Annotated in this window: 12 protein-coding genes; 3 read left to right on the plus strand and 9 right to left on the minus strand. The window is 70.7% G+C overall.

Annotated features, from left to right (window positions below):
- Window positions 1-1,788 carry a selenocysteine-specific translation elongation factor gene (selB, locus tag ABZS61_RS07575; protein ID WP_356417222.1) on the plus strand — a complete coding sequence of 596 codons (1,788 nt, stop codon included), beginning with the start codon at window positions 1-3 and terminating at the stop codon, window positions 1,786-1,788.
- Window positions 1,789-1,933: 145 nt separating this feature from the next.
- On the opposite strand, the gene ABZS61_RS07580 is transcribed toward selB, so the two are convergent.
- The 6 genes from ABZS61_RS07580 to ABZS61_RS07605 all read right to left on the minus strand — a co-directional run bounded on the left by ABZS61_RS07580 (window position 1,934) and on the right by ABZS61_RS07605 (window position 11,873).
- Entirely contained in the window at window positions 1,934-3,955 is a 2,022-nt protein-coding gene (locus ABZS61_RS07580) for an ABC transporter ATP-binding protein (RefSeq protein ID WP_356417516.1), read from the minus strand.
- Window positions 3,956-4,135: 180 nt separating this feature from the next.
- Window positions 4,136-4,705: a hypothetical protein gene (locus ABZS61_RS07585; protein ID WP_356417223.1), complete on the minus strand. Its 570-nt coding sequence runs from the start codon at window positions 4,703-4,705 to the stop codon at window positions 4,136-4,138.
- Window positions 4,702-8,769, minus strand: coding sequence for an NEW3 domain-containing protein (locus tag ABZS61_RS07590; protein WP_356417224.1), 4,068 nt, complete (start codon window positions 8,767-8,769; stop codon window positions 4,702-4,704). The genes ABZS61_RS07585 and ABZS61_RS07590 overlap by 4 nt, the downstream gene beginning before the upstream one ends.
- A 4-nt stretch (window positions 8,770-8,773) precedes the next feature.
- Window positions 8,774-9,595 (minus strand): carbohydrate ABC transporter permease, encoded by an 822-nt coding sequence (locus tag ABZS61_RS07595; protein ID WP_356417225.1) that lies wholly within the window; start codon window positions 9,593-9,595, stop codon window positions 8,774-8,776.
- Window positions 9,595-10,515 (minus strand): sugar ABC transporter permease, encoded by a 921-nt coding sequence (locus tag ABZS61_RS07600; protein ID WP_356417226.1) that lies wholly within the window; start codon window positions 10,513-10,515, stop codon window positions 9,595-9,597. The genes ABZS61_RS07595 and ABZS61_RS07600 overlap by 1 nt, the downstream gene beginning before the upstream one ends.
- Window positions 10,512-11,873, minus strand: a complete 1,362-nt coding sequence (locus ABZS61_RS07605) for an extracellular solute-binding protein (protein WP_356417227.1) — start codon at window positions 11,871-11,873, stop codon at window positions 10,512-10,514. The genes ABZS61_RS07600 and ABZS61_RS07605 overlap by 4 nt, the downstream gene beginning before the upstream one ends.
- A 104-nt stretch (window positions 11,874-11,977) precedes the next feature.
- Here ABZS61_RS07605 and ABZS61_RS07610 point away from each other — a divergent pair, with 104 nt between their 5' ends.
- Together ABZS61_RS07610 and ABZS61_RS07615 are read left to right on the plus strand one after the other, a co-directional pair.
- On the plus strand, window positions 11,978-13,150 hold the full coding sequence (locus ABZS61_RS07610; protein WP_356417228.1) for an ROK family transcriptional regulator: 1,173 nt from the start codon (window positions 11,978-11,980) through the stop codon (window positions 13,148-13,150).
- Between the two features lie 192 nt (window positions 13,151-13,342).
- Window positions 13,343-15,352 (plus strand): GxGYxYP domain-containing protein, encoded by a 2,010-nt coding sequence (locus ABZS61_RS07615; protein ID WP_356417229.1) that lies wholly within the window; start codon window positions 13,343-13,345, stop codon window positions 15,350-15,352.
- A 113-nt stretch (window positions 15,353-15,465) separates the two neighbouring features.
- On the opposite strand, the gene ABZS61_RS07620 is transcribed toward ABZS61_RS07615, so the two are convergent.
- The 3 genes from ABZS61_RS07620 to ABZS61_RS07630 form a co-directional block, all read right to left on the minus strand.
- The gene (locus tag ABZS61_RS07620; RefSeq protein WP_356417230.1) at window positions 15,466-16,170 is read right to left on the minus strand and encodes a DUF2470 domain-containing protein; all 705 of its coding nucleotides are present in this window, start codon (window positions 16,168-16,170) and stop codon (window positions 15,466-15,468) included.
- Between the two features lie 85 nt (window positions 16,171-16,255).
- On the minus strand, window positions 16,256-18,643 hold the full coding sequence (locus ABZS61_RS07625; RefSeq protein WP_356417231.1) for a SpoIIE family protein phosphatase: 2,388 nt from the start codon (window positions 18,641-18,643) through the stop codon (window positions 16,256-16,258).
- Window positions 18,644-18,827: 184 nt separating this feature from the next.
- Window positions 18,828-19,622, minus strand: coding sequence for a VOC family protein (locus tag ABZS61_RS07630; protein WP_356417232.1), 795 nt, complete (start codon window positions 19,620-19,622; stop codon window positions 18,828-18,830).
- Window positions 19,623-19,625 lie beyond the last annotated feature (3 nt).

Raw genomic sequence — 19,625 nt, forward strand, 5'->3', positions numbered from 1 at the left:
ATGCGGGTCATCGCGACGGCCGGGCACGTCGACCACGGCAAGAGCACACTGATCCACGCACTGACCGGCACCCACCCCGACCGGCTGGCGGAGGAGCGGCGCCGTGGCCTGACCATCGACCTGGGCTTCGCCTGGACGGACCTGCCGTCGGGCGAACGGCTGGCATTCGTCGACGTACCGGGACACGAGAGGTTCGTGCCCACCATGCTGGCCGGAGTGGGGCCCGTGCCCGCCGTGCTGTTCGTCGTCGCCGCCGACGAGGGCTGGAAGCCCCAGTCCGCCGAACACCTCACTGCGGTGGACGCCCTCGGCGTACAACACGGACTGCTCGTCATCACCCGCTGCGACAAGGCCGACCCCGGTCCCGCCACGGCGCAGGCACGGGACCGGATCCGGTCCAGCACCCTCGGCAGCGTCGAGGCCGTGGCCGTCAGCGCCCGCACCGGCGAGGGACTCGCCGAGCTGCGCGCCGCCCTCGACCGGCTGGTCGCGCGGCTGCCTGACGGGGACGCCGACTCCCCGGTGCGGTTGTGGATCGACCGGTCCTTCACCGTGCGCGGCAGCGGGCTGGTGGTCACCGGCACCCTCGGGGCGGGGCGGATCCGCAGGGGTGACGTCCTGGTGACCGCCCGCTCCGGCAGCCCAGTGCGCGTCAGGGCGCTGCAGGCACTCGGCGAGGAGGCCGCCTTGGTGCGGGCCACCGCCCGGGTCGCCGTCAACCTCCGGGGCCTCGACAAGGAGTCGACGGGCCGTGGTGACGCCCTGCTCACGCCCGACAGCTTCCTCCCCTGCCTGAGCTGCGACGTGCGCGTGCACGGAGGAACACCTGCCGCGGAACTGCCCCGCACCGCGGTGGCCCACATCGGCTCGGCGGCCGTGCCGGTCCGCGTACGGCCGCTCGGACCGGGCCTGGTCCGCCTGACCCTGCCTGAACCACTGCCCCTGCGCATCGGCGACCGCGCGGTGCTGCGCGATCCCGGCCTGCGGCGGGTGCTCGCCGGTCTGACGGTGCTCGACCCCCAGCCACCCGAACTGCGGCGCCGCGGCTCCGCGGCACGGCGGGCGGCCGAGCTGGGTGACGCTCACGGCATCCCGGGCGAGGCGGCCGAGCTACGGCGCCGACTGCTGGTCAGGCGCGGGGAGTTGACCGCGATGGGGGTGGCCGTCCACACCGCACCGGTAGCGGGCGACTGGCTCGCCGACCCAGCACATTGGACGACCCTGCGCGCCCGGCTGGCCGAACTGGTGGCGGCGCACCTCGCCGAGAGCCCCATAGAGGACGGCATACCGGTGGAGTCCGCCCGCCAGCGTCTGGGGCTTCCGGCCGTCTCCCTCGTGGAGGCACTGGTCACGCCGCCCCTGCGGCTGAGCCGCGGACGCGTGACCGCCGGGCCCGGGGCACAGCCCGCCCCTGTGGCGGACGCGGTGCGCCGGCTCGCCGCTGAACTCGACGGGCGGCCCTTCGCCGCACCCCGTGCCGAGCGGCTCGCGGAACTCGGCTTCGGCCGCCGTGAGCTCGCCACGGCGGTCCGCCACGGAGCGATACTGCGGCTCGCGGAGAACGTGGTGCTGCTGCCGGACGCCCCACGGCTGGCGGCCGACCGGCTGAGCGAACTCGACCAGCCGTTCACCGTGGGAACGGCGAGCCGCGCCCTGGACACCACCCGACGCGTCACCATTCCCCTGCTGGAGCACTGCGACGGGCAGGGAATCACCGAGGTGCTTCCCGACAGGCGCCGCCGGTGCGCGCCCCGCAGCCGGCGGGAGTCGGTCACCCCGGCGCGTTGACGGCGCCTGCCGTCATAGCCTTACAGCGAGGGGATTCCGGTGAAACCGATCTTGGCCAGGTTCCGCCGCCGTATCCATCCGCTGATGTCGTGCAGCCCCGGGTCCGTTGCTTCGTCTGCGCGGAAGCGCGCCCGGAGGCCGGCACTCACGGCGTGTCCATCGTCGGTGGTGAGGCGCAAGTGCGCCCGGAGGCCGAGTCGTCTGCCGGGTCGGGCGGCGCACTCGGGTGCGGGACGGTGACATGCGGCTGCGGATCCGGTGCGTACTGGGCCGCCTGCGTGGCGAACATGGCCGCGTAGCGCCCCTGTGCGGTCATGAGTTCGTCGTGGCTGCCGTGTTCGGTGAGGCGGCCCCGGTCGAGAACGTAGATGGTGTCGGCGTGCCGGACGCCGGACATCCGGTGGGTGACCAGGACGACGGCCCGGTGCGGGCCGGCGAGCCGGCGGATGGCGTCGAAGGCGGCGATCTCAGCTTCGGGGTCGAGCGCCGAGGTGGGCTCGTCGACGATCAGCACGCTGTCCGAGTGGGAGGTTTCGGTGCGCCAGTGGGTGCGGGCGAGGCCGATCTTCTGCCATTCGCCGCCGGAGAGTTCGGACGCTCCGCGGAACATGCGGGCCAGCAGGCTGCGCAGGCCGTGCGGGAGTTTCGCGATGACAGGGGCCGCGCCGGCGTAGTCGACCGAGGGCTGCAGATCCTCGTGCCCGGCCGGCCGGCCGGGGCGGCCGATGCGGATGTTGAGCGCGGCGGTCACCGGCCAGCGCTGGAAGTCCTGGGTCAGCAGGGCCACACGCTCGAACACCTGGTAGCGATCGAGCTTGGAGAGTTCTTCCGCACCCCAGTGCACCGTGCCGCTCTGCGGCAGCAGCAGGCCGGCGAGAACCTTCATCAGAGTGCTCTTGCCCGAGCCGTTCTCACCCACGACGGCGGTCACGGACCCCATGGGAAGTGTTATCGAGACCCCGCCCAGTGCGGGAGTGTCGCGGTCCGGGTAGCGGTAGGTGACCTCGTCGAGCACCACCTGGCCCACCCGCTCGGGCAGGTCCTGCCCGCCGTCGGCGATGGCCCGTCGTGCGGCCTCGGACAGGAACCGGTCGTGGTCCTGCACGTAGAGGCTCTCCTCGTGCAGCTGGTTGATGTTCATGACGAGCCCACCCAGACTCGCTGACCCGGACCGCACGGCGATCACCGCGGTACCGGCCACGGCCAGGCTCATGTGGCCGGCCATGATCAGCCAGAGCATCACGCCGTACGTACACGCCATCGCGAGCCCGGACAGCGCGGCAGCCACCAGTTCGGTCAGCGCCTTGCCGTTCGCGAGCCGCTTCTGTTCGGTTTCGGCACTCTCGGCCATGCCACGGTACTTCTCCAGCAGGAACGTACCCACCCCGTGGATCCGCACCTCCTGCGCCGCACTGCGCTCGGTCAGCAGGTTGCCGATCAGACGGCTGGCGCGCATGTGCTCCACCCATGTCATCACCGACACATACCGCTCCTGCGCGACCCGCATCGCACCCCAGCCGCGAGGTGCAGCGATCAGCAGCAGCATCGGAAGCAGCGCCGGGTGCAGGACGGTCAGGATGCTCGCTGTCGCGATCAGGGAGATCGTGCCGTTCAGCGCGGCCACGCACGCGCTGATCATGCGGCGTGCGGAGGCAGCGCCGAACTGGGCCACATCGATGAGCCGGCGGAACTCCGGATCCTCTATCGCCTCCAACTCGACCACCGTGGTCGCGGCCAGGTACTCCGTGGTCGCGATCCGCTCGACCAGGGGTTCCAGACGACCGGCCCGGGACGTGGACAGACCGGCGAGGCCGGCGTTCACCACCGCGACCACCGCGCCCACGACGAGCGCGGGAACCGCTGCGTGCAGCCGGTCGACGGGGTCCCCGCTGCCGAGCAGGGCGTGCATCACGGAGTTGACCGCCAGCAGACCCACGGCTGCCGCGATGCCCTGTCCGACCTCACTGACGCCGACGACGAGCAGCGCCGGCCGGTCGGCCACCCATGCCCTGCGCAGTGTGCCGGCGACCAGCCGGGGCATGGCACGGATCGCCGAGAGCAGCGTCAGGTCCAGTCGTGCCCGCTCGTGCTCGGCAAAGGCCATGTCGTAGCGCAGAGGGCCGCCGAACAGCTCCTGCTCGGCAGGGGAGACCGTCGGTTCGACCATCCTGGCCCGCTGTAAGTACTTCCTCACGTTGCTGCCCCCTCGGCCGTCGTTCGTCCGCTTCGGCGCCGGACGACGGGCTGCGCCGAAGATGCGGAGAATGGTCACGGCGTCAGGGTGGCAGTTCCGAGCAGCCCGCGGCAGGGCGCTCGGGGGTGAAGCGCCCTGCCGCGTCGTGCCGCGTCAGTGCCGGTGGGTGGCGTCCGCGTGGCGAGGGTCGGCCGGGTGCTCGAAGCCGGGGTGGAGGGTGACCGTCGTCGCGTGGCGGCGTTCGAGCCAGAGGGTGAAGTGACGGTCCGCTGCCGCTCGGCGCAGTTCGTCCGTGATGGCCGGGCGGGACGTGTCGTACGTGCCGGGGTGCTGGTCGCGGTTGCGGTCGTAGTAGGCGCGCACCTCGGACGGGGGGACGGTGATGTGGGCCGTGATCCGGTCGTACACGGCTCCTGCGACCGGGAGCGAAGCGAGGACGGCTGCTGTGACGCCCCCCGTACCGAGCGCGGCGGACAAGCTGAACTCCTGGCGCCGGCAAGCCTGTTGAGCGGTCAGTCGCATGGACGCCGCCGCGTCCTCGATCACCGCCTCGTACGTCAGCAGCTGGACCACCCAGCGGCGCAGGTTGCGGGCGTCCGCCGTGCCCGGGCGGGGCAGCCGGGAGGCCAGCGGCCCCCGGCGCAGGGCTGTGACGCGTGCCTCCACGGCCTCCTCGGTGACGGCGCGAGCCCCGACGTGCGCGGCCACCCCGAGCCCGGTCACGGGGTCACCTCGATCTCTACCGCCTCGGTGTAGTGCAGCCAGCCTGCCGCCGCCAGCTTGACCACGGCCCACCAGCGTCCGGGGCGGGTCCCGGCCGGGACGGTGACGGGGAAGCGCACCACGGCCGCGCCGAGTGCGGGGACCTCGGTGCCCTTGTCCCAGTCGGGGAAGAACTCGAACGTGCCCCACGGGCTGATGAGTTGAGCCTGCACGGAGACAGCTGTGCGCACCTGGGAGGTGAGCGTCACCTCCACGGCCCCGGACTCGCCCGGCGCCAGCCGCACCTCGGACGTCACCGGCGTCGCGACCGGCTCGTCGGCCGGAGCGTCGCCGATCAGCACCCGTGTCACGTCCTCGAAGACCTGGCCGTCATGAGCCGTGCGCGCCCGCACCCAGTACGTGCCCGGCTCGGCCGCCGCGGGCGGAGTGACCTTGACCGTACGGGAGGTGTGACCCCCGGGCTCGAGGTCGTACGGGAGCGGGCCGGTCCGGGACGACCAGCCCTCGGGGAGTATGAACTCGACGTTCCCCGCAGCCCGTTGGTCGGCGAGTGTCGAGGCGACCGTCACCGTGATCTCGTCGTCGGTGTTCCGCAGGACGGACGGTTCGAGGTGCAGTGCGAGCGGCATGTTGCCGAGGGGAGCGGGGCCCGTGTTGTTGAGCCAGTAGCGGGTGAAGACCGGCTGGTGAGGCTCCCGGCCGGGAGCGGGAGGGCCGCCCGTGGTGGTGAGCGGGGCGACGACCGTGGCGATGTCCATGCCGCCGAGGTCCAGGGTGAGGCCGGGGAGGACGCGGCCTGGGTGTTCCAGCAGGTCCGCGCGGCGGACCTCGGTCACCGGGAGCCCGGTGGTGATGGCCGCCCGTACGTCCCGGCCCACCGCCTCGTGCCAGCGCATCGTGAGGCTCTCGACCGGGCCGGCGACATGGCCGTCGGACAGGGGGTTGCCGGTGGGCTTCAGAGCGGTGAGGACCACCTGCCCGGCAGGTTCCACCGACAGGTACGAGCGCCGCTCCGGTTGGCCCCGGCGCTCGCCGGGTGCCGCGCGCAGCGGGTGGTTGATGTCGTGGGCGAGCGGTACGACACCCCGGGCCCGCCAGTCCCCGGCGCCCGCGAGGAGCGTGTAGTCGAAGGAATGGGTCCAGTGCTGCTGCTGGAAGGCGGACCCGTCGGGAGTGGTGCGGCGCGGCGGGTCGATCCATACACCCGAAGGCCAGCCGGTGCAGGAGCGCATCAACGACAGGTGCAGCGCGCCACCGGAGTCCACGGCGAAGCCCGGCATGCCCTGGTTGACGAGGGCGACCGTGTAGTCGTCGAGCGGCGGCTCGGTGAGCGATCCGGCCGCGGCGACCTCGATCACGGCGTCGTCGAGGTCCGCCACGAGAGCCTCCACCGCACCCTCGCCGGCGATCACCAGCACCGGCAGCGTACGGGCGCCGCGCAGGTCGGCGCCGGGCACCCACACCTTCTCCAACGGGGTGTCGGCCGGAATCCACAAACGCACCCGGCCGGTGGCGGCCAGCTGCTCGGCGAACGCGTCGGCGTACCCACCGCTCAGCACCTCCGCGGTGAACGGGTTCTCCTCGGGGCCGCCGACCGTGATGCGTACGTCGGGCAGGTTGGAGTCGAAGGCCAGGTCTCCGTACCGCGCGCCCGGCGCGGCCGAACAGGTGCTGGTCACCCCTGACTTGACCAGGGCCACCGCCAGGTCGCGCGCACCGCCTCCGTCCGGCGTGACGATCTCCGCTATGCCGATCGCCCGTTCCCCACCCGGCAGTTGGACCCGCGCCGTCGACGACAGCGCGAACCAGTTGCCGGCCGGATTGTCCAGGGTCCAGGGGTGCTCGTCGGAGTCGACATCGATGAGCCCGAAGCCGCGCCCGATCACCGCGTCGGCGACCTCACTCACCGGCAGCGCACCCGGCACGTGAACCGGCCAGCGCAGCCGGAGCAGCTGGTCGGCCCCGTCGAAGGCGTCGACGTGGGTGACTCCGTCGAGCCGGTCCAGCCCGTGCCACAAGGTGAGCCTCTGGGTGTACGAGACCGGGCCGACCGTGCCCGTGACGGTGATCCGCTCGCCCAGCGGACTCGTCTCGACCGTCACCGACTCGGCGGGAAGGGCCGCCGAGCCGGTCACCGTGCCGCTGGGGACCAGATGCCAGGGGCCCTCGTGGTAGCGCGGATGGGACGGGTACTCCTCGTACACCAGCAGCTCGTTGCCGACCCGCCCCGGCTGGAGCAGCTCGCGGCCCTCGACGGTCAGCCGGGAGACGCAGCCGCCGCGCCGGGGGTCGATCTCAAGAGTGTGGGTGGAGTTCGCGATCCGGTGGCCCTCGGACGGCGTCCAGCCGGAGCCCGTACGCGAAGGGCGCGGCCGGTAGAGGCGGTGGCCGAGCGAGGGCACGTCACGGGCGAGGAACACGAGGTCCGCCTCCGCGAGCGAGCCGTCCTCGTGGAGCACGCCGTTCTCCACGAGGGTCGGTGTCCCGTCCTCGAACTCCCAGCCCCGAAAACCTGGCTGAGGCAGCGACAGGTGCATGCGGACCATGTCGGTGCGCGGCCAGGCGGACGGGTTGAACACGCTGATCGCGCCCTCCGCGCCCAGACTGCGCAGCGACGCGTCCAGCACGTCGCGCCCCGTGTCGTACGCCTCCCGCCAACTCGTCACCAGGTCCAGATAGACCTGGTCGGACTCGGATCCGGTGATCGCGTCGTGATGCGCGCCGTACGCGAGCTGCCGCCACGCCTTGTCGATGCGGGCGTGCGGGTACGCGGCCCCGGTCTCGACCGAGTCGATGGTGGCGAACTTCTCCGCGTCGGTGAGCAGGTTCTCGGCTGCGCGCTGGGCCTGCTTGGTGTCGATGAACGACACGTCCTTGCCCGTGTAGACAGGGTTCATGTCCCGGGTCTGCGGCGAGGGCGCGGGGAGTTCGGCGCGGACCGCGGCGAAGAAGTCGCGAGGCAGCGCACACACCAGGCGCGGCCAAGTGTAGCGGGCCGCGAAGTCGCGGTGGATCTCCGTGACCCAGCGGTTGGGCGGTGTGTAGTCGGTACCCACGGGCAGCAGGATGTTGCGGGTCGCGGACACCGGGCGCATCAGCCGGTACAGATCGAGGACCGCGTCCTCCGCCTCGCCGAGGGTCGTCGCACTGTCCATCCACCAGCCCGCGCTGTAGTGCGCGGGCATGTAGTGGGTGAGCACACCGCGCCCGCTGGGCGACAGCCACTCGAACTCGGCCGGGAACTGCATCCCCGACGGGTCGCCCCAGCCGTCCTGTTCCCGGTCGCGGTCGGTGAGCATCGGACCCCACTGGTGGTACGGGCCTCGCGCCCACGACGACGACGTCAGTCCCGCGTCGGCGACCAGACCCGGGAACTGCGGGTCGTGGCCGAAAACGTCCAACTGCCAGGCGGTCCGGGGGTCGCCGCCCATGACGCCGCGCTGGAACCCGATCCCGTAGACGAGGTTGCGGGCGGTGGACTCGGCGGACGTGAGGTTGGTGTTCGGCTCGTTGTACGTGCCGCCCATCAGCTCGATCCGTCCTTCGGCGAGCAGCCGGCGCAGCAGGGCACGGTCGCCGGGATGGGCGTCCCAGTACGGCTTGAGGTAGTCGATCTCCGCCAGGACGAAGCGGTAGTCGGGGTCACGGCGGGCGGTCCGCAGGTGCAGGCGCATCAGCTCGAAGCCGGTCTGCTGGAAGTCGATCCGGAACTGCTGGGCGGTGTCACCCGCCGCGTCCCAGGTCGTGGTGTAGGCGGCCTGGGTGTTCCACCACACCGGGTCGTAGTGGAAGTGCGGCACCATCCACACCGTCCACCCCGGTTCGGCCACGGTGAGTTCCGCCTCCACCCGTGCGTCGCCGGATCGGACGGTGATGGGCACGACGGTGCCGGGCACGGCGGCCTCGCACCGTACGCCGATCTCGCCGGCGCTCCCTTCCCCGTGCACACCGGGGCCGGTGATGACGACCCGTCCCGGTTCGCTCAGCGTGACACGTACGACCTGCAGCGGATCGTCCGCGGATCCGACGAACAGGTCGGTCGACTCGACCTCGACGATGCGCACCCTGCTATCCCTTCACCGAGCCGGCCATGTTGAACGAGCCGGAGAGGTATTTGCTGACCGCGACGTAGAGCAGGACCGCGGGAGTGGTGTAGATGACGGAGAACGCGGCCAACTGGCCGTAAGCGACCCGCCCGTACTGGGAGAAGAACGTGTAGATGGTGACGGCCGCCGGCTGCTCCTCCGGGGAGTCGAGCAGTACGAACGGGACGAAGAAGTTCCCCCACTGGCCGACGAACACGAAGATCGCGACGACCGCGATGCCCGGGGCCATCAGCGGGGCGACGACGAACCGCAGCGACTTCATCCACCCGGCTCCGTCCACCCAGGCGGCTTCCTCCAGGTTGATCGGAACCCCGTCCATGAAGTTCTTCATCATCCAGATGGAGAACGGCAGCGAACTCGCCGTCAGGAACAGGACCATCGCGGGGACCGAGCCGTACAGGCTGAAGCGGAAGAACATCGCATAGACCGGGACCATGATCGCGGTCAGTGGGAGGCCGGTGGAGAAGAGCAGGGTGAGCATGAAGTGGCGCTTGAAGCGAAGCTGATAGCGGGAGAGCGGGTAGGCGGCCAGACCCGCCACGACGACGGTGAGGACGGCGGTCCCTCCGGAGATGACCACGGAGTTGAGCAGCGGTCCGTACACGGTGTCGTAGGTGAGGACGGCCCTGAAGTTGTCGAGCGAGAAGGAGAAGGCGGGTTCGGCCGCGGGGGAGGATCCGGGCTGGACGGAGGAGAGCAGCACCCAGAGGAAGGGGCCGACGAAGGACAGGGTGATCAGCGCGAGTACGGCGTGGGCCGACCAGCGTGCGCCCCAGCGGGCCATCAGGACTCCACCTTGATCAGTCGCAGGTAGACCAGCGAGAAGAGGGCACCGATGACCAGCATCACCAGCGCCATGGCACTGCCGTAGCCGATCTCGAAGTACCGGAACGCCTGCTCGTACATGTACAGCGGGGTGGTCTGGCTGGCCTCGCCCGGTCCGCCGCCGGTCAAGGCGTAGATCAGGCCGAAACTCGCCAGGGTCTGGAGGGTCGTCAGCATCAGGTTGGACAGGACCGAGCGGCGGATCAGGGGCAGCGTGACTTGGAAGAACGTACGGAGGGTGGAGGCGCCGTCCACCTTCGCGGCTTCCAGGAGGTCGCGCGGGACCTCGGAGAGCGCCGCCGAGTACACGAGCATCGAGAACGCGGTGCCGCGCCAGACGTTGGCGAGGATCACCGCGAAGAGCGGTGCGTCGACCAGCCACTCCTGGTGGATCCCGAACAGCGAGTTCAGGGTGCCCTCATCGCCGAGGAACGAGAACCAGCAGGCGGCGGCGACCACTTCGGGCATCACCCACGCGGCGATGACCACGCCGTTCACCACGCCGCGCGTCATGCGGCTCTTGCCGCGCTGGAGCAGGGCGATGAGCATGCCGAGGACGTTCTGCCCGATGACGGCCGAGCCGAGGACGAAGACGAGGGTCCGGAACAGCGAGCTGACGAACGCCTCGTCGTCGAAGAGCCGGGTGAAGTTGTCGAGCCCGATGAAGCGGGCATTGACGGACGCCGAGCCGGTGAGCGTCTCGTTCGTGAACGCGACGTACACGCTCCACCCGACCGGGCCCACCAGGAAGATCGCCAGCAGTACGAGCGTGGGGCCCAGGGGGAGCAGCCAGCGAAGGGTCTTCCCGCGCCGCGCAGGCGACGGCAGCGTGTTCGCCGCCGGCGCCCGCTTCGGTCCGGCCGCCGCGGTGAGCGTCACGACGCCTTGCCGACAACGTTGTCGGCTCCTACGGCCCGCTTCACACCCTCCGCGTACTGCTCGGCCGCCTCCTCGGGCGACTTCGAGCCGAGCGTGACCGCTTCCATCGCCTCCTGGATCTGCGTGGAGACCTTCGGATACGCCTCGTACGCCGGCCGGTAGTGCGACACCTTCGCGAGGTCGGTCCAGAACTCGACCGACGGGTTCTCCGCGACGTACTGCGGATCGGACGCCACGTCCTTGCGGACCGCGAGGTCACCGGTGCCCAGCGAGTACTCCATGGCGTGCTTCTTGTTCATCGCGAACGTGATGAAGTCGAAGCCCTCCTGTTTGCGCTTGCTGTACGAACTCACCGCCATCACCCAGCCGCCCGACATGCTCACCGCGCCCGGCGCCTCACCGTTCTGGGTGGGCATCGGGGTCCAGCCCATCTTCTTCGTCCAGTCGGCCCAGGGCGTGGGGCTCGTCGGCTTCCAGGCGCCCGAGGCCCAAGCGCCGTCCAGTGCGATGCCGAGCTTGCCGTTGGGGAACCACTCCAGGAGCACCTTGTCGCCGAGCTTGGCGTGGAGGGCGTCGGCCTTCTTCGGGCCGAGGTCCTCCCGGTAGACGGTGTCGACGAACGTCAGCGAGTCGGTGATGCCCTTGCCGGACGTCACCCACTTCTCGTTCTCGAAGAGGGTCCCGCCGGGTGTCCCGTACAGCAGCATCTCGAAGCCCTGCATGGTCGCGGCCTCGCCGAGGATCTTCGTCGAGTACATGGAGAACGGCGTGACCCCGCGTACCTTGCGCTTGACGGTACGCGCCGCCTCCAGCACGTCGTCCCAGGTCTTCGGCGCCCAGGGGATGGGCAGGCCCGCGGCCTGGAAGACGTCCTTGTGGTACCAGAGACCGCGGGTGTCGGTCGAGATGGGCACCCCGTACGTCTTCCCGTCGAGACCCTGCGCCGCCTTCTGGACCGGCTCGGGGAACTGCGCTTGCCAGTCGGGCCACTTGGCGAGGAAGTCGTCCAGCGGGGCCAGCTTCCCGGCGGCGACGTCCGCGTTCACCTGGAAGGTGTCGTGGAGGTAGACGTCGGGGGCGGAGTCGGCGGACCGGTTCAGCAGGGCGAGCTTGGTGTAGTAGTCCTCGTTGGAGCCCTGGACGGCCGTCAGTTTGATCTTGACGTCCGGGTGGGCGGCCTCGTACTCGGTCCTGGCTCCCTCGAGGGACTTCTCCAGGTGGGGCCAGGTCGGCTCCACCCGGTAGAGGACCTCGATCTCGTTCGACTTCTTCCCGGAACCACTCGAACAACCGGTGACGGCGGTCGCACCGGCGGCTGTCGTCGCGAGTGCCCCGGCCAGCAGAGTGCGCCTCTTCAACTCGTCCTCCTAGTGACGGTGTTGTGCGCTGTCGTGCCTCAAGTGCCGGGAAACGTAAGTCAGTCTGATTTACTAAGTCAATACGCTGTGTGATATTGCCTCGCATGCCGATGGGAACGAACCACCCCGGTATGGGGAGTTACAACCAGGCCGTGGTGCTGGAGGCGATCCAGACCTCGGACGGAATCAGCCGGGTCCAGATCGCCGACCGGACGGGCCTCACCGCGCAGACCGTCTCCGTGATCGTGCGACGACTCCTCGGCCAGGGACTCGTACGCGAGGGCGGCACGCTTCCGTCCACCGGCGGCAAACCGCGCACGATCCTGCGGATCGATCCCGACGCCGGATACGCGATCGGGATCCACTTCGATCCCGCCGAAATCACCGTCGTCCTCGCCAACCTGGCCGGGATCCCGGTACGGACCTGCCGCCGCACCCTGACCCACGGAATCCGGCCCGCGGCCGTGATCGCCGTCATGGCGAGGGCCGCACGGTTCCTGCTGGACGCCGCCCAGGTCCCCGACGCCCGGATCCTCGGTGTCGGACTCGCGTGCCCCGGCCCGCTGGACGCGGACGGCACCATGTACTCGCCGCCCCAGCTGAACGACTGGGACCGGATCCCCCTGCGGGCGCTCCTGGAGGAGGCCACCGGCTTCGCCGTCGCCTTCGACAACGACGCCACCGCCGCCGCGATCGGCGAACGCTGGGCCGGCGCCGGCCGGTCCGTGCCCAGCTACGCGTACCTGTACTTCGGTACGGGAATCGGCGGAGGCCTCGTCCTCGACCACCAGATCTACCGGGGGCGGTCCTTCAGTGCGGCGGAGTTCGGCCACCTCACCGTCGTCCCCGGCGGGGCCGAGTGCTACTGCGGCAACCGCGGGTGCCTCGAGGCCGAATGCAGCCCCGCCGCGATCGAGGCCGCGCACGCCGCTCGCACCGGCCACCGGCTGACCCATGCCGCGATCTGCGCGGCCTTCCGGGCCGGGGACCCCGACGCTGGGGCAATCATCCGGGGTGTCGCCGCGCGGCTGGCCGACGCTGCCGTGAGCATCGTCAACCTGCTCGATGTGGACCTCCTCCTGATCGGCGGCCCGGCCCTGCGCGAGACCGCGGATGCCTTCCGCGACGCCATGGCGGAAGCGGTGAACACCCGCTCGTTCAACCGCCGTCTGCACGACGTGCGGGTGGAGATCGCTCCGATGGGAGCCGACGCCGCTGCCATCGGCGCGGCCTCCCTGGTCTTCCACTCGACCTACGCGCCCACGCTTCCGACGTGAGCGCCTCGTCCGGATCACGCCGGTTCGGTGCGCCCTGGCACGCTCTTCCGAGTTGATCCCAAATGGGGTGCGCATGGTGCGCGTTGATGTGCGCACTCGTGTCCGGACCCTTTACACGTGCCACAGGCGTCGCTACCTTCACTGGCTGATGACAACGATGTCAACTCCGCACCTGAGGAGCAGTGATCGTCCATGGTTTCCCGAAGAGACTTCCTGCTGACCAACGGAACGATCCTGGCCGCAGCGGGACTCGGCCTCGGCCTCCCCGGCCCGGCCGCCGCCGCCGCACAAGGCGGTCCCACCCGCCTTCTGCCGTCATTCGGCCGTGCCACCAGGCTCGACGTCGCCGACGTGAGCACGCTCCACGGTGACGATCAGCTGCTGCTGACCACCCTCCAGGGAGTCGTCAACCGACGCCGCCCTCGCCTCTACTTCGCTTACGACGCCAGTGGCCTGGACCTGCGCTGGCTGCCCGGCACCGGTGCCGACGTCACCCGCCACGACAACGCCCTCGACCTGATCGGCCGCTACCGCAGCGAGGTCCGCGGCGCCGTCCTGCACGACCCCGAGGTCCCCGACTCGGTGAACGTGGCCACGACCCTGGCCGGACTGGAGAACGCCGTCGCGGCCACCGCCGAGCAGGCGGCCCGGTACGGCCTCAAGGTCGTCGCCGATCTGCGAGGCCGTTTCGCCGCCGGCGACCCGCACGCGGTCTACCGCTGGCAACTGGACAACCTCTTCCCCCGCTGCGCCCACACCCTGCTGGCCGGACTGCCGCCCACCAGGACCGTGAAGGTGGACGGTGTCCGGTGGCGGGAGATCGCCCGCGAGCCGAACCGTGTCCGCGACTCCTCAAACCGTGCGGTGCGCACCTTCGACCTCAGCACCGAACTCCCCGGCCCCGACGGCGCGTTCCTCCGCTTCCAGGACTCCCTCGGGGACGACGGCTGGGGCGCCTCGGTGGGACGGATCACCGTACGGGCCGACGGCCAGGAGATCGCTTCCTTCGCGCCGGGTACGGACGCCGAGGCCCCGTACCTCTTCGACGGACTCAACTCCTCCGTCGGCAGTGACGGCAACCGCTTCTGCGACGGCGGCGGCTACTTCATCTACCGGTTCACCGCACCGGCCGGGACCACTCGGCTGACGGTCGACGCCGACCTCTGGAACCAGTACCTCGTCACCGCCACGACCACGTCGCCCACCCGCGTCGAGCCGTTCCCGTACTTCCGCGACTACGCGGTCGCCTCCCGGGCCATGGTGGTGTGGCTGCCCCCCTCGGGGGCCACCGGGGAACTGCTCGACGAGGTGTTCAGCCGGGTCGAGCCGACCACCCCGTACTGCGGCTGGTTCTCCAACGACGTGGCGGGGGAGTGGGGCGGCGTCGACCGGGCCTCACAGCATGGCGTGGAAGTGGTGCCCACCGACTTCTACATGAACGGCACGGTCCACGCCGGAACCGGGGCGAAGGTCTCCGACCGCGTCCGCCCCCGCCCGCGGGCGACGCTTCGCAAGCGGGTGTACCTCACGCTCACCGTCGGCGAGGGCGACAACATCCAGTACTGCCAGCGCCGCATGCGCGACCTGTGGGACGACCCGGCCCGCGGGGAGGTGCCCGTCAACTGGACGGTCAGCCCGCTCCTGGCCGACATCGGCCCCGCACTGCTGGCCCACTACCAGCGCACCGCCACGGCCAACGACCTGCTGATCTGCGGCCCGTCCGGCGCCGGGTACACCTACCCCGGTTCCTGGCCGCAGGAGGCGCTGGACGCGTACACCCGGCTCACCGGGAGTTTCCTGCGCCGCACCGGCATGGACCTGGTCTACGCCTACAACCAACGGCTCCAGGAGGGCAACGGATGGGTCCCCTTCGACGAGCGCATCGTCCGCTCCTACCGGGACCACACCCCGCTGCGCGGCATCATCCAGTCCTGGGAGACCGGTGACCTCCGGATCCGGCCCGCGGGACTGCCGGTGATCGGCAACTACTGGCCGCAGGGCAACGCGGCCGAGTACCGGGACGGCCTGGTGAAACACATCGAGGACTGGGACGGGAACGGTCCGCTGTTCATCGCCGGAGCGGTCAACGCGTGGAACTGGACGCCGAGCGACATCGCCGAGCTCGGCGAACTGCTCACGGACCCGTTCGAGGTGGTGCGAGGTGACACCTTCTTCGAACTGATGGACAGGGCCGCCCGGTAGGGGCATGCCCGCCCCGTTCCTCCTCCGGTGCGGGGGCGTGCCCGCCCCGTCCCTCCGACGGTGACCCGGACGAACGGGGCGGCGTTCCGAACGCCCGAGCCCGTGGTCGGGGGTCAGGCGAGCAGGCGATTGGGGTGGGAGGCGCGGCGGGCAGCCGCCAGGAGTGCGTGGATCTGCGGGCGGGCTTGAGCGATGTCGGTCACGGGCGTGGCGAACGGAAGCCGGACGTCCCGGTGGGTGCTGTGGCTCTCCAGACGCAGCGTCACGCTGTACCGGTCCATCGCCACCGGGACGGCGCGCGCGATCCCCCTGGTCAGCTTCGGCCGCACGAGGCGCAGGAGCAGGGGAACCAGCTCTCTGTGGCCGTCGATGAGATGGGTCAGCATGCCCGCCTCGCTCGTGGCGATCGGATCGAGGTCCGTCGCCTGCAGCGCGTCCAGCGTGACGAACGCCCGGCCGCCGGAGTCATGGAGTACGGCCTGACCGAACTCCATGCAGGTGCTCTGCGTGGATTCGGCCGTGTACGGGGCTGCCAGCAGGCCGGTCACCGTGACGCGGGCGCGCAGTCGGTCGCGTACGGGCGTGGGTGCGATGTCGGTGAACTCGAGCCGTACGGGGATTCGCGGGGAAGGAAGGGAGGGCCCGGTCTCGGACGGTTCGTGCATGTGGATGTGCCCCATGGCGCCCTTGCCGTCGAGGTGGCGTACCTCGGATTGAAGGCCGTCGCTCACGACCGTCATCGAATGGGCCGCGGTCAGGATCGACCGCACGCGTTCGGCGGGGGTCGGCCGGGTGGGGCGGGCGCTGAACGGGTGCATCCACATTCTCCAGGGGAGCGGGCGGCGGAGCCAGGGACGGTTACTTAGGTATGCCTAACCTAACTCATGACGTGGGTGCTGGGGTTCATCCCGTCGAAGGGAAGGCCTGCTCGGTCCAAATGGTCTTGCCGGAGCGGGTGTAGCGCGTTCCCCACCTCTGGACGAGTTGCGCGATGATGAACAGGCCGCGCCCGCCTTCGTCGTCCTCGCCGCTGTGGCGCAGGTGCGGTGACGTGTGGCTGGTGTCCGCGACCTCGCACAGAAGGGTGCGGTCGCGGATGAGGCGTACGTGGAGCGGCCCTCCGGAGTACCTGACCGCGTTGGTCACCAGTTCGCTGACCACGAGTTCGGTGGCGAACGACAGCTCCTCCAGGCCCCATTCGTGCAACTGTTCGTTGGCCAGCTCCCGGGCGCGGCTCGCGGCGATCGGTTCTGCGGGCAGCTCCCACTCGGCGACCTGCGATCGGTCGAGTTCGCGGGTGCGGACGAGCAACAGCGCGGTGTCGTCGGCCGTTGTGCCGCCCGGCAGGAGTTCAGCGACGGCCCGGTCGCACAGCTCTTCGAGCGACGCGTGACGGTCGCCGAGTACACGGCCCAGGATGGCGAGTCCCTCATCGATGTCCCGGTCGCGGGACTCGACCAGGCCGTCGGTGAAGAGGGCCAGCAGACTGCCCTCCGGCAGCTCGATCTCCATGGACTCGAACGGCAGGCCGCCGAGGCCCAGTGGCGGGCCGGCCGGCAGGTCCGGGAAGGACGCACCTCTGTCCGGGTCGACGACCGCCGGTGGCAGGTGTCCGGCCCGGGCCATGACACAGCGCCGCGAGACAGGGTCGTACACCGCGTAGAGGCATGTCGCACCGATGGTCACATCGGCCTCGGGCGTGCCCAGCTCGCCCCACCGCTCCTCCGCCGGCTGCCCCACGAGGTCATCGAGCCGTGACAGCAGCTCGTCAGGATCGATGTCCATCTGCGCGAACGCGCGCACGGTCGTACGCAGCCGCCCCATCGTGGCCGCTGCCTGCAGGCCGTGGCCGACCACGTCGCCGACCACGAGCCCGACCCGGGTCCCGGACAGCGGGATGACGTCGAACCAGTCACCGCCGACCCCCGTCACGGCGTCCGTGGGCAGGTAGCGGTAGGCCAGGTCGACGGCGGACTGCTGCGGCACGTGCTGCGGCAGCAGCTGGCGCTGCAGGGCCAGGGAGGCGGTGCGCTCACGGGTGAAGCGCCGGGCGTTGTCGATCGACACTGCCGTACGGGCGACCAACTCGTCGGCCAGTGCCACTTCGCCGCTGTCGAAGGTGGCCCCACTGGTGGTGCGGACGAAGGTGACCAGTCCCAGCGTGCTGTTCCCGGCCCGCAGCGGGACGACCAGGGTCGTGTCGTCGAGGACGAGCCCGCCCGAGGCGAGGCTGCGGTACTGCGGGGAGCCGTGCGGGTACTCCAGGGGGGAATGCCTCACCGGGGGAGGAGACCGCCGGCCCGCCTTCTCCTGGTCGGCTTCCTCGGCCGAGCGGCGGGCGACCCTGACCAGAGCCATCTCCGCCGAGCCTCCGGTGGCCGGCACCTCGCCCTCCAGTACCGCCCTCGAAAGGTCGACCGTGACCGTGACGGCGAACGCCGGCACCGCCACCTCGGTGATCTTCTCGGCGGTGACCACCACATCGAGGGCCGTGCCGATGCCGCGGCCTGCCTCGACCAGCAGGGCCAGCCGCCGCTGGGCCCGGTAGCGATCGGAGATGTCGAAGGCGTCCTCGCACACCCCGAGCACGTGTCCGTCGGCGTCCTGGAGACGGTAGTACGCGCAGGACCAGAGGTGGTCCGTCTGCGGGTCACTGGGTGGCCTGCCCTGGAAATGCAAATCCAGAAAGGGTTCGCCCGTGTCCAGTACATGACGCATGACCGCGTCGAGCGTCGGCGGATGCCCCTTGGTCAGGAAGCTTCCTCCGGAGTACAGCTCATCGGCCCGCAGACCACGGAACTCGGCGAACGGTCGTCCAATCTCCTGCTCGTACGCCGCGTTGCACCAGGTCAGGCGCAGATCGGTGTCGTAGATGGCCAGGCCGAGGGGTGACTGGGTGGCCAGACCGTTCAACAGGGCCAGCTGGGATTCCCACAGCCGGAGGTCCTTCAGCTCCGTCGCGACGAGGACGCGCTCCGCCGTGCCGCCGCCCCGCAGGGGACACACCGCGGTGGCGACGACCAGCTCACGCCCGTCCCGGTGCCGGGCGACACAGGTCTCGTTCCCCCGGAAGCGGGAACGGAGAGGGGGATCGGAGGGCGACGGGCCGGGTGACAGGAACGTGGCCAGAGGCCGGCCGATGACCTCGTCCGGGGGGAAACCGAAGAGCCGCTCCGCCGCAGGGCTCCATCCGATGACGGTGTCCTGGGCGTCGACCACCGCCGTGGCCGCCCGGGTGACATCGAGGGGACCACGGAAGTCGGCACTCTGCTCAGCGTTCCATGCAGTCAATGGCGCCACATCAGCCCCATCCATCCCCTACAGAATCCGCCGTCCCCGGGGCAGGCACAACCGCGGTAGGTCCGTCCAAGGGAAGCCGCGGGGGCATTCCCGCCGGTTCGGCCCACCGCGCGGGCGGCCTCCCGGGGTGCCGGCCGCCCCCGCCCGGTACCACCGCGGCCGACCGGAGCAGGGCCTACATCGGGGCCGGGGTGAGGACTACGAAGTCCGCGCCCGCCGGGTCGGCGCAGAGGGCCAGCCGCCCGACTCCCTCCGCGTCCTCGGGGCCCATCAGCACCGAGCCGCCGTTGGCCCTGACCAGGTCGACCGTGCTGTCGCAGTCCCCGGAGGCGAACACCGGATGCCAGGAGGCCCGACCGCCCGTCGCGACGAGCTGGTCGGCAGCCATCTCCATCAGGCCGCCGTGCATGCGCTCCGGCGGCCGACCGGCCGGGGCGATCATCGAGTACGTTCCGCCGCCGCCCGGAAGGGGCATGTCCTGGGTCGTCCAGCCGAACAGGTTGCCGTAGAAGTCCTTGGCGCCGGCCGCGTCCGTCGTGTACAGCTCGGTCCAGCACAGGGATCCCGGCTGGTCCGCGACCTCCAGCCCGTTCATCGTCCCGGGCTGCCAGACGGCGAACTGGGCCCCGCGCGGGTCGGTGTACTGCGCCATCCGGCCCGCGCCGTCGGCGTCCATCGGCTCGACCCGCACGGTGCCGCCGAGGCGCCGAACGGTCTCGGTCGTCGCAGCGGCGTCCGACGTGTGGAAGTAGATCATCCACGCCGAACGGGCCCCCTCCTCGGTGAGCCGGCCCAGACCACCGACTGCCTTGCCGTCCAGCTTGAAGGCGCCGTACTCCTCCGCACCGGGACCGAGGCTCTGGAACTCCCAGCCGAACACGGCGCCGTAGAAGGCCACCGACGCCGCGACATCGCGCGCGCCGAGATCGAGCCAGCACGGGGAGCCGGGGACGAAGTCAGTAGTGATCACGGT

Origin of the sequence: Streptomyces sp. NPDC005566, from assembly GCF_040605575.1 — a bacterium.
In the GTDB taxonomy this organism is placed as follows: domain Bacteria; phylum Actinomycetota; class Actinomycetes; order Streptomycetales; family Streptomycetaceae; genus Streptomyces.

Bases quoted from the DNA above. Each gene is read 5' to 3' on its own strand.
- ABZS61_RS07620 (WP_356417230.1), bottom strand. From the start codon at position 16,170: ATGCACCCGTTCAGCGCCCGCCCCACCCGGCCGACCCCCGCCGAACGC.
- selB (WP_356417222.1), top strand. From the start codon at position 1: ATGCGGGTCATCGCGACGGCCGGGCACGTCGACCACGGCAAGAGCACA.
- ABZS61_RS07610 (WP_356417228.1), top strand. From the start codon at position 11,978: ATGCCGATGGGAACGAACCACCCCGGTATGGGGAGTTACAACCAGGCC.
- ABZS61_RS07580 (WP_356417516.1), bottom strand. From the start codon at position 3,955: ATGGTCGAACCGACGGTCTCCCCTGCCGAGCAGGAGCTGTTCGGCGGC.
- ABZS61_RS07615 (WP_356417229.1), top strand. From the start codon at position 13,343: ATGGTTTCCCGAAGAGACTTCCTGCTGACCAACGGAACGATCCTGGCC.
- ABZS61_RS07595 (WP_356417225.1), bottom strand. From the start codon at position 9,595: ATGGCCCGCTGGGGCGCACGCTGGTCGGCCCACGCCGTACTCGCGCTG.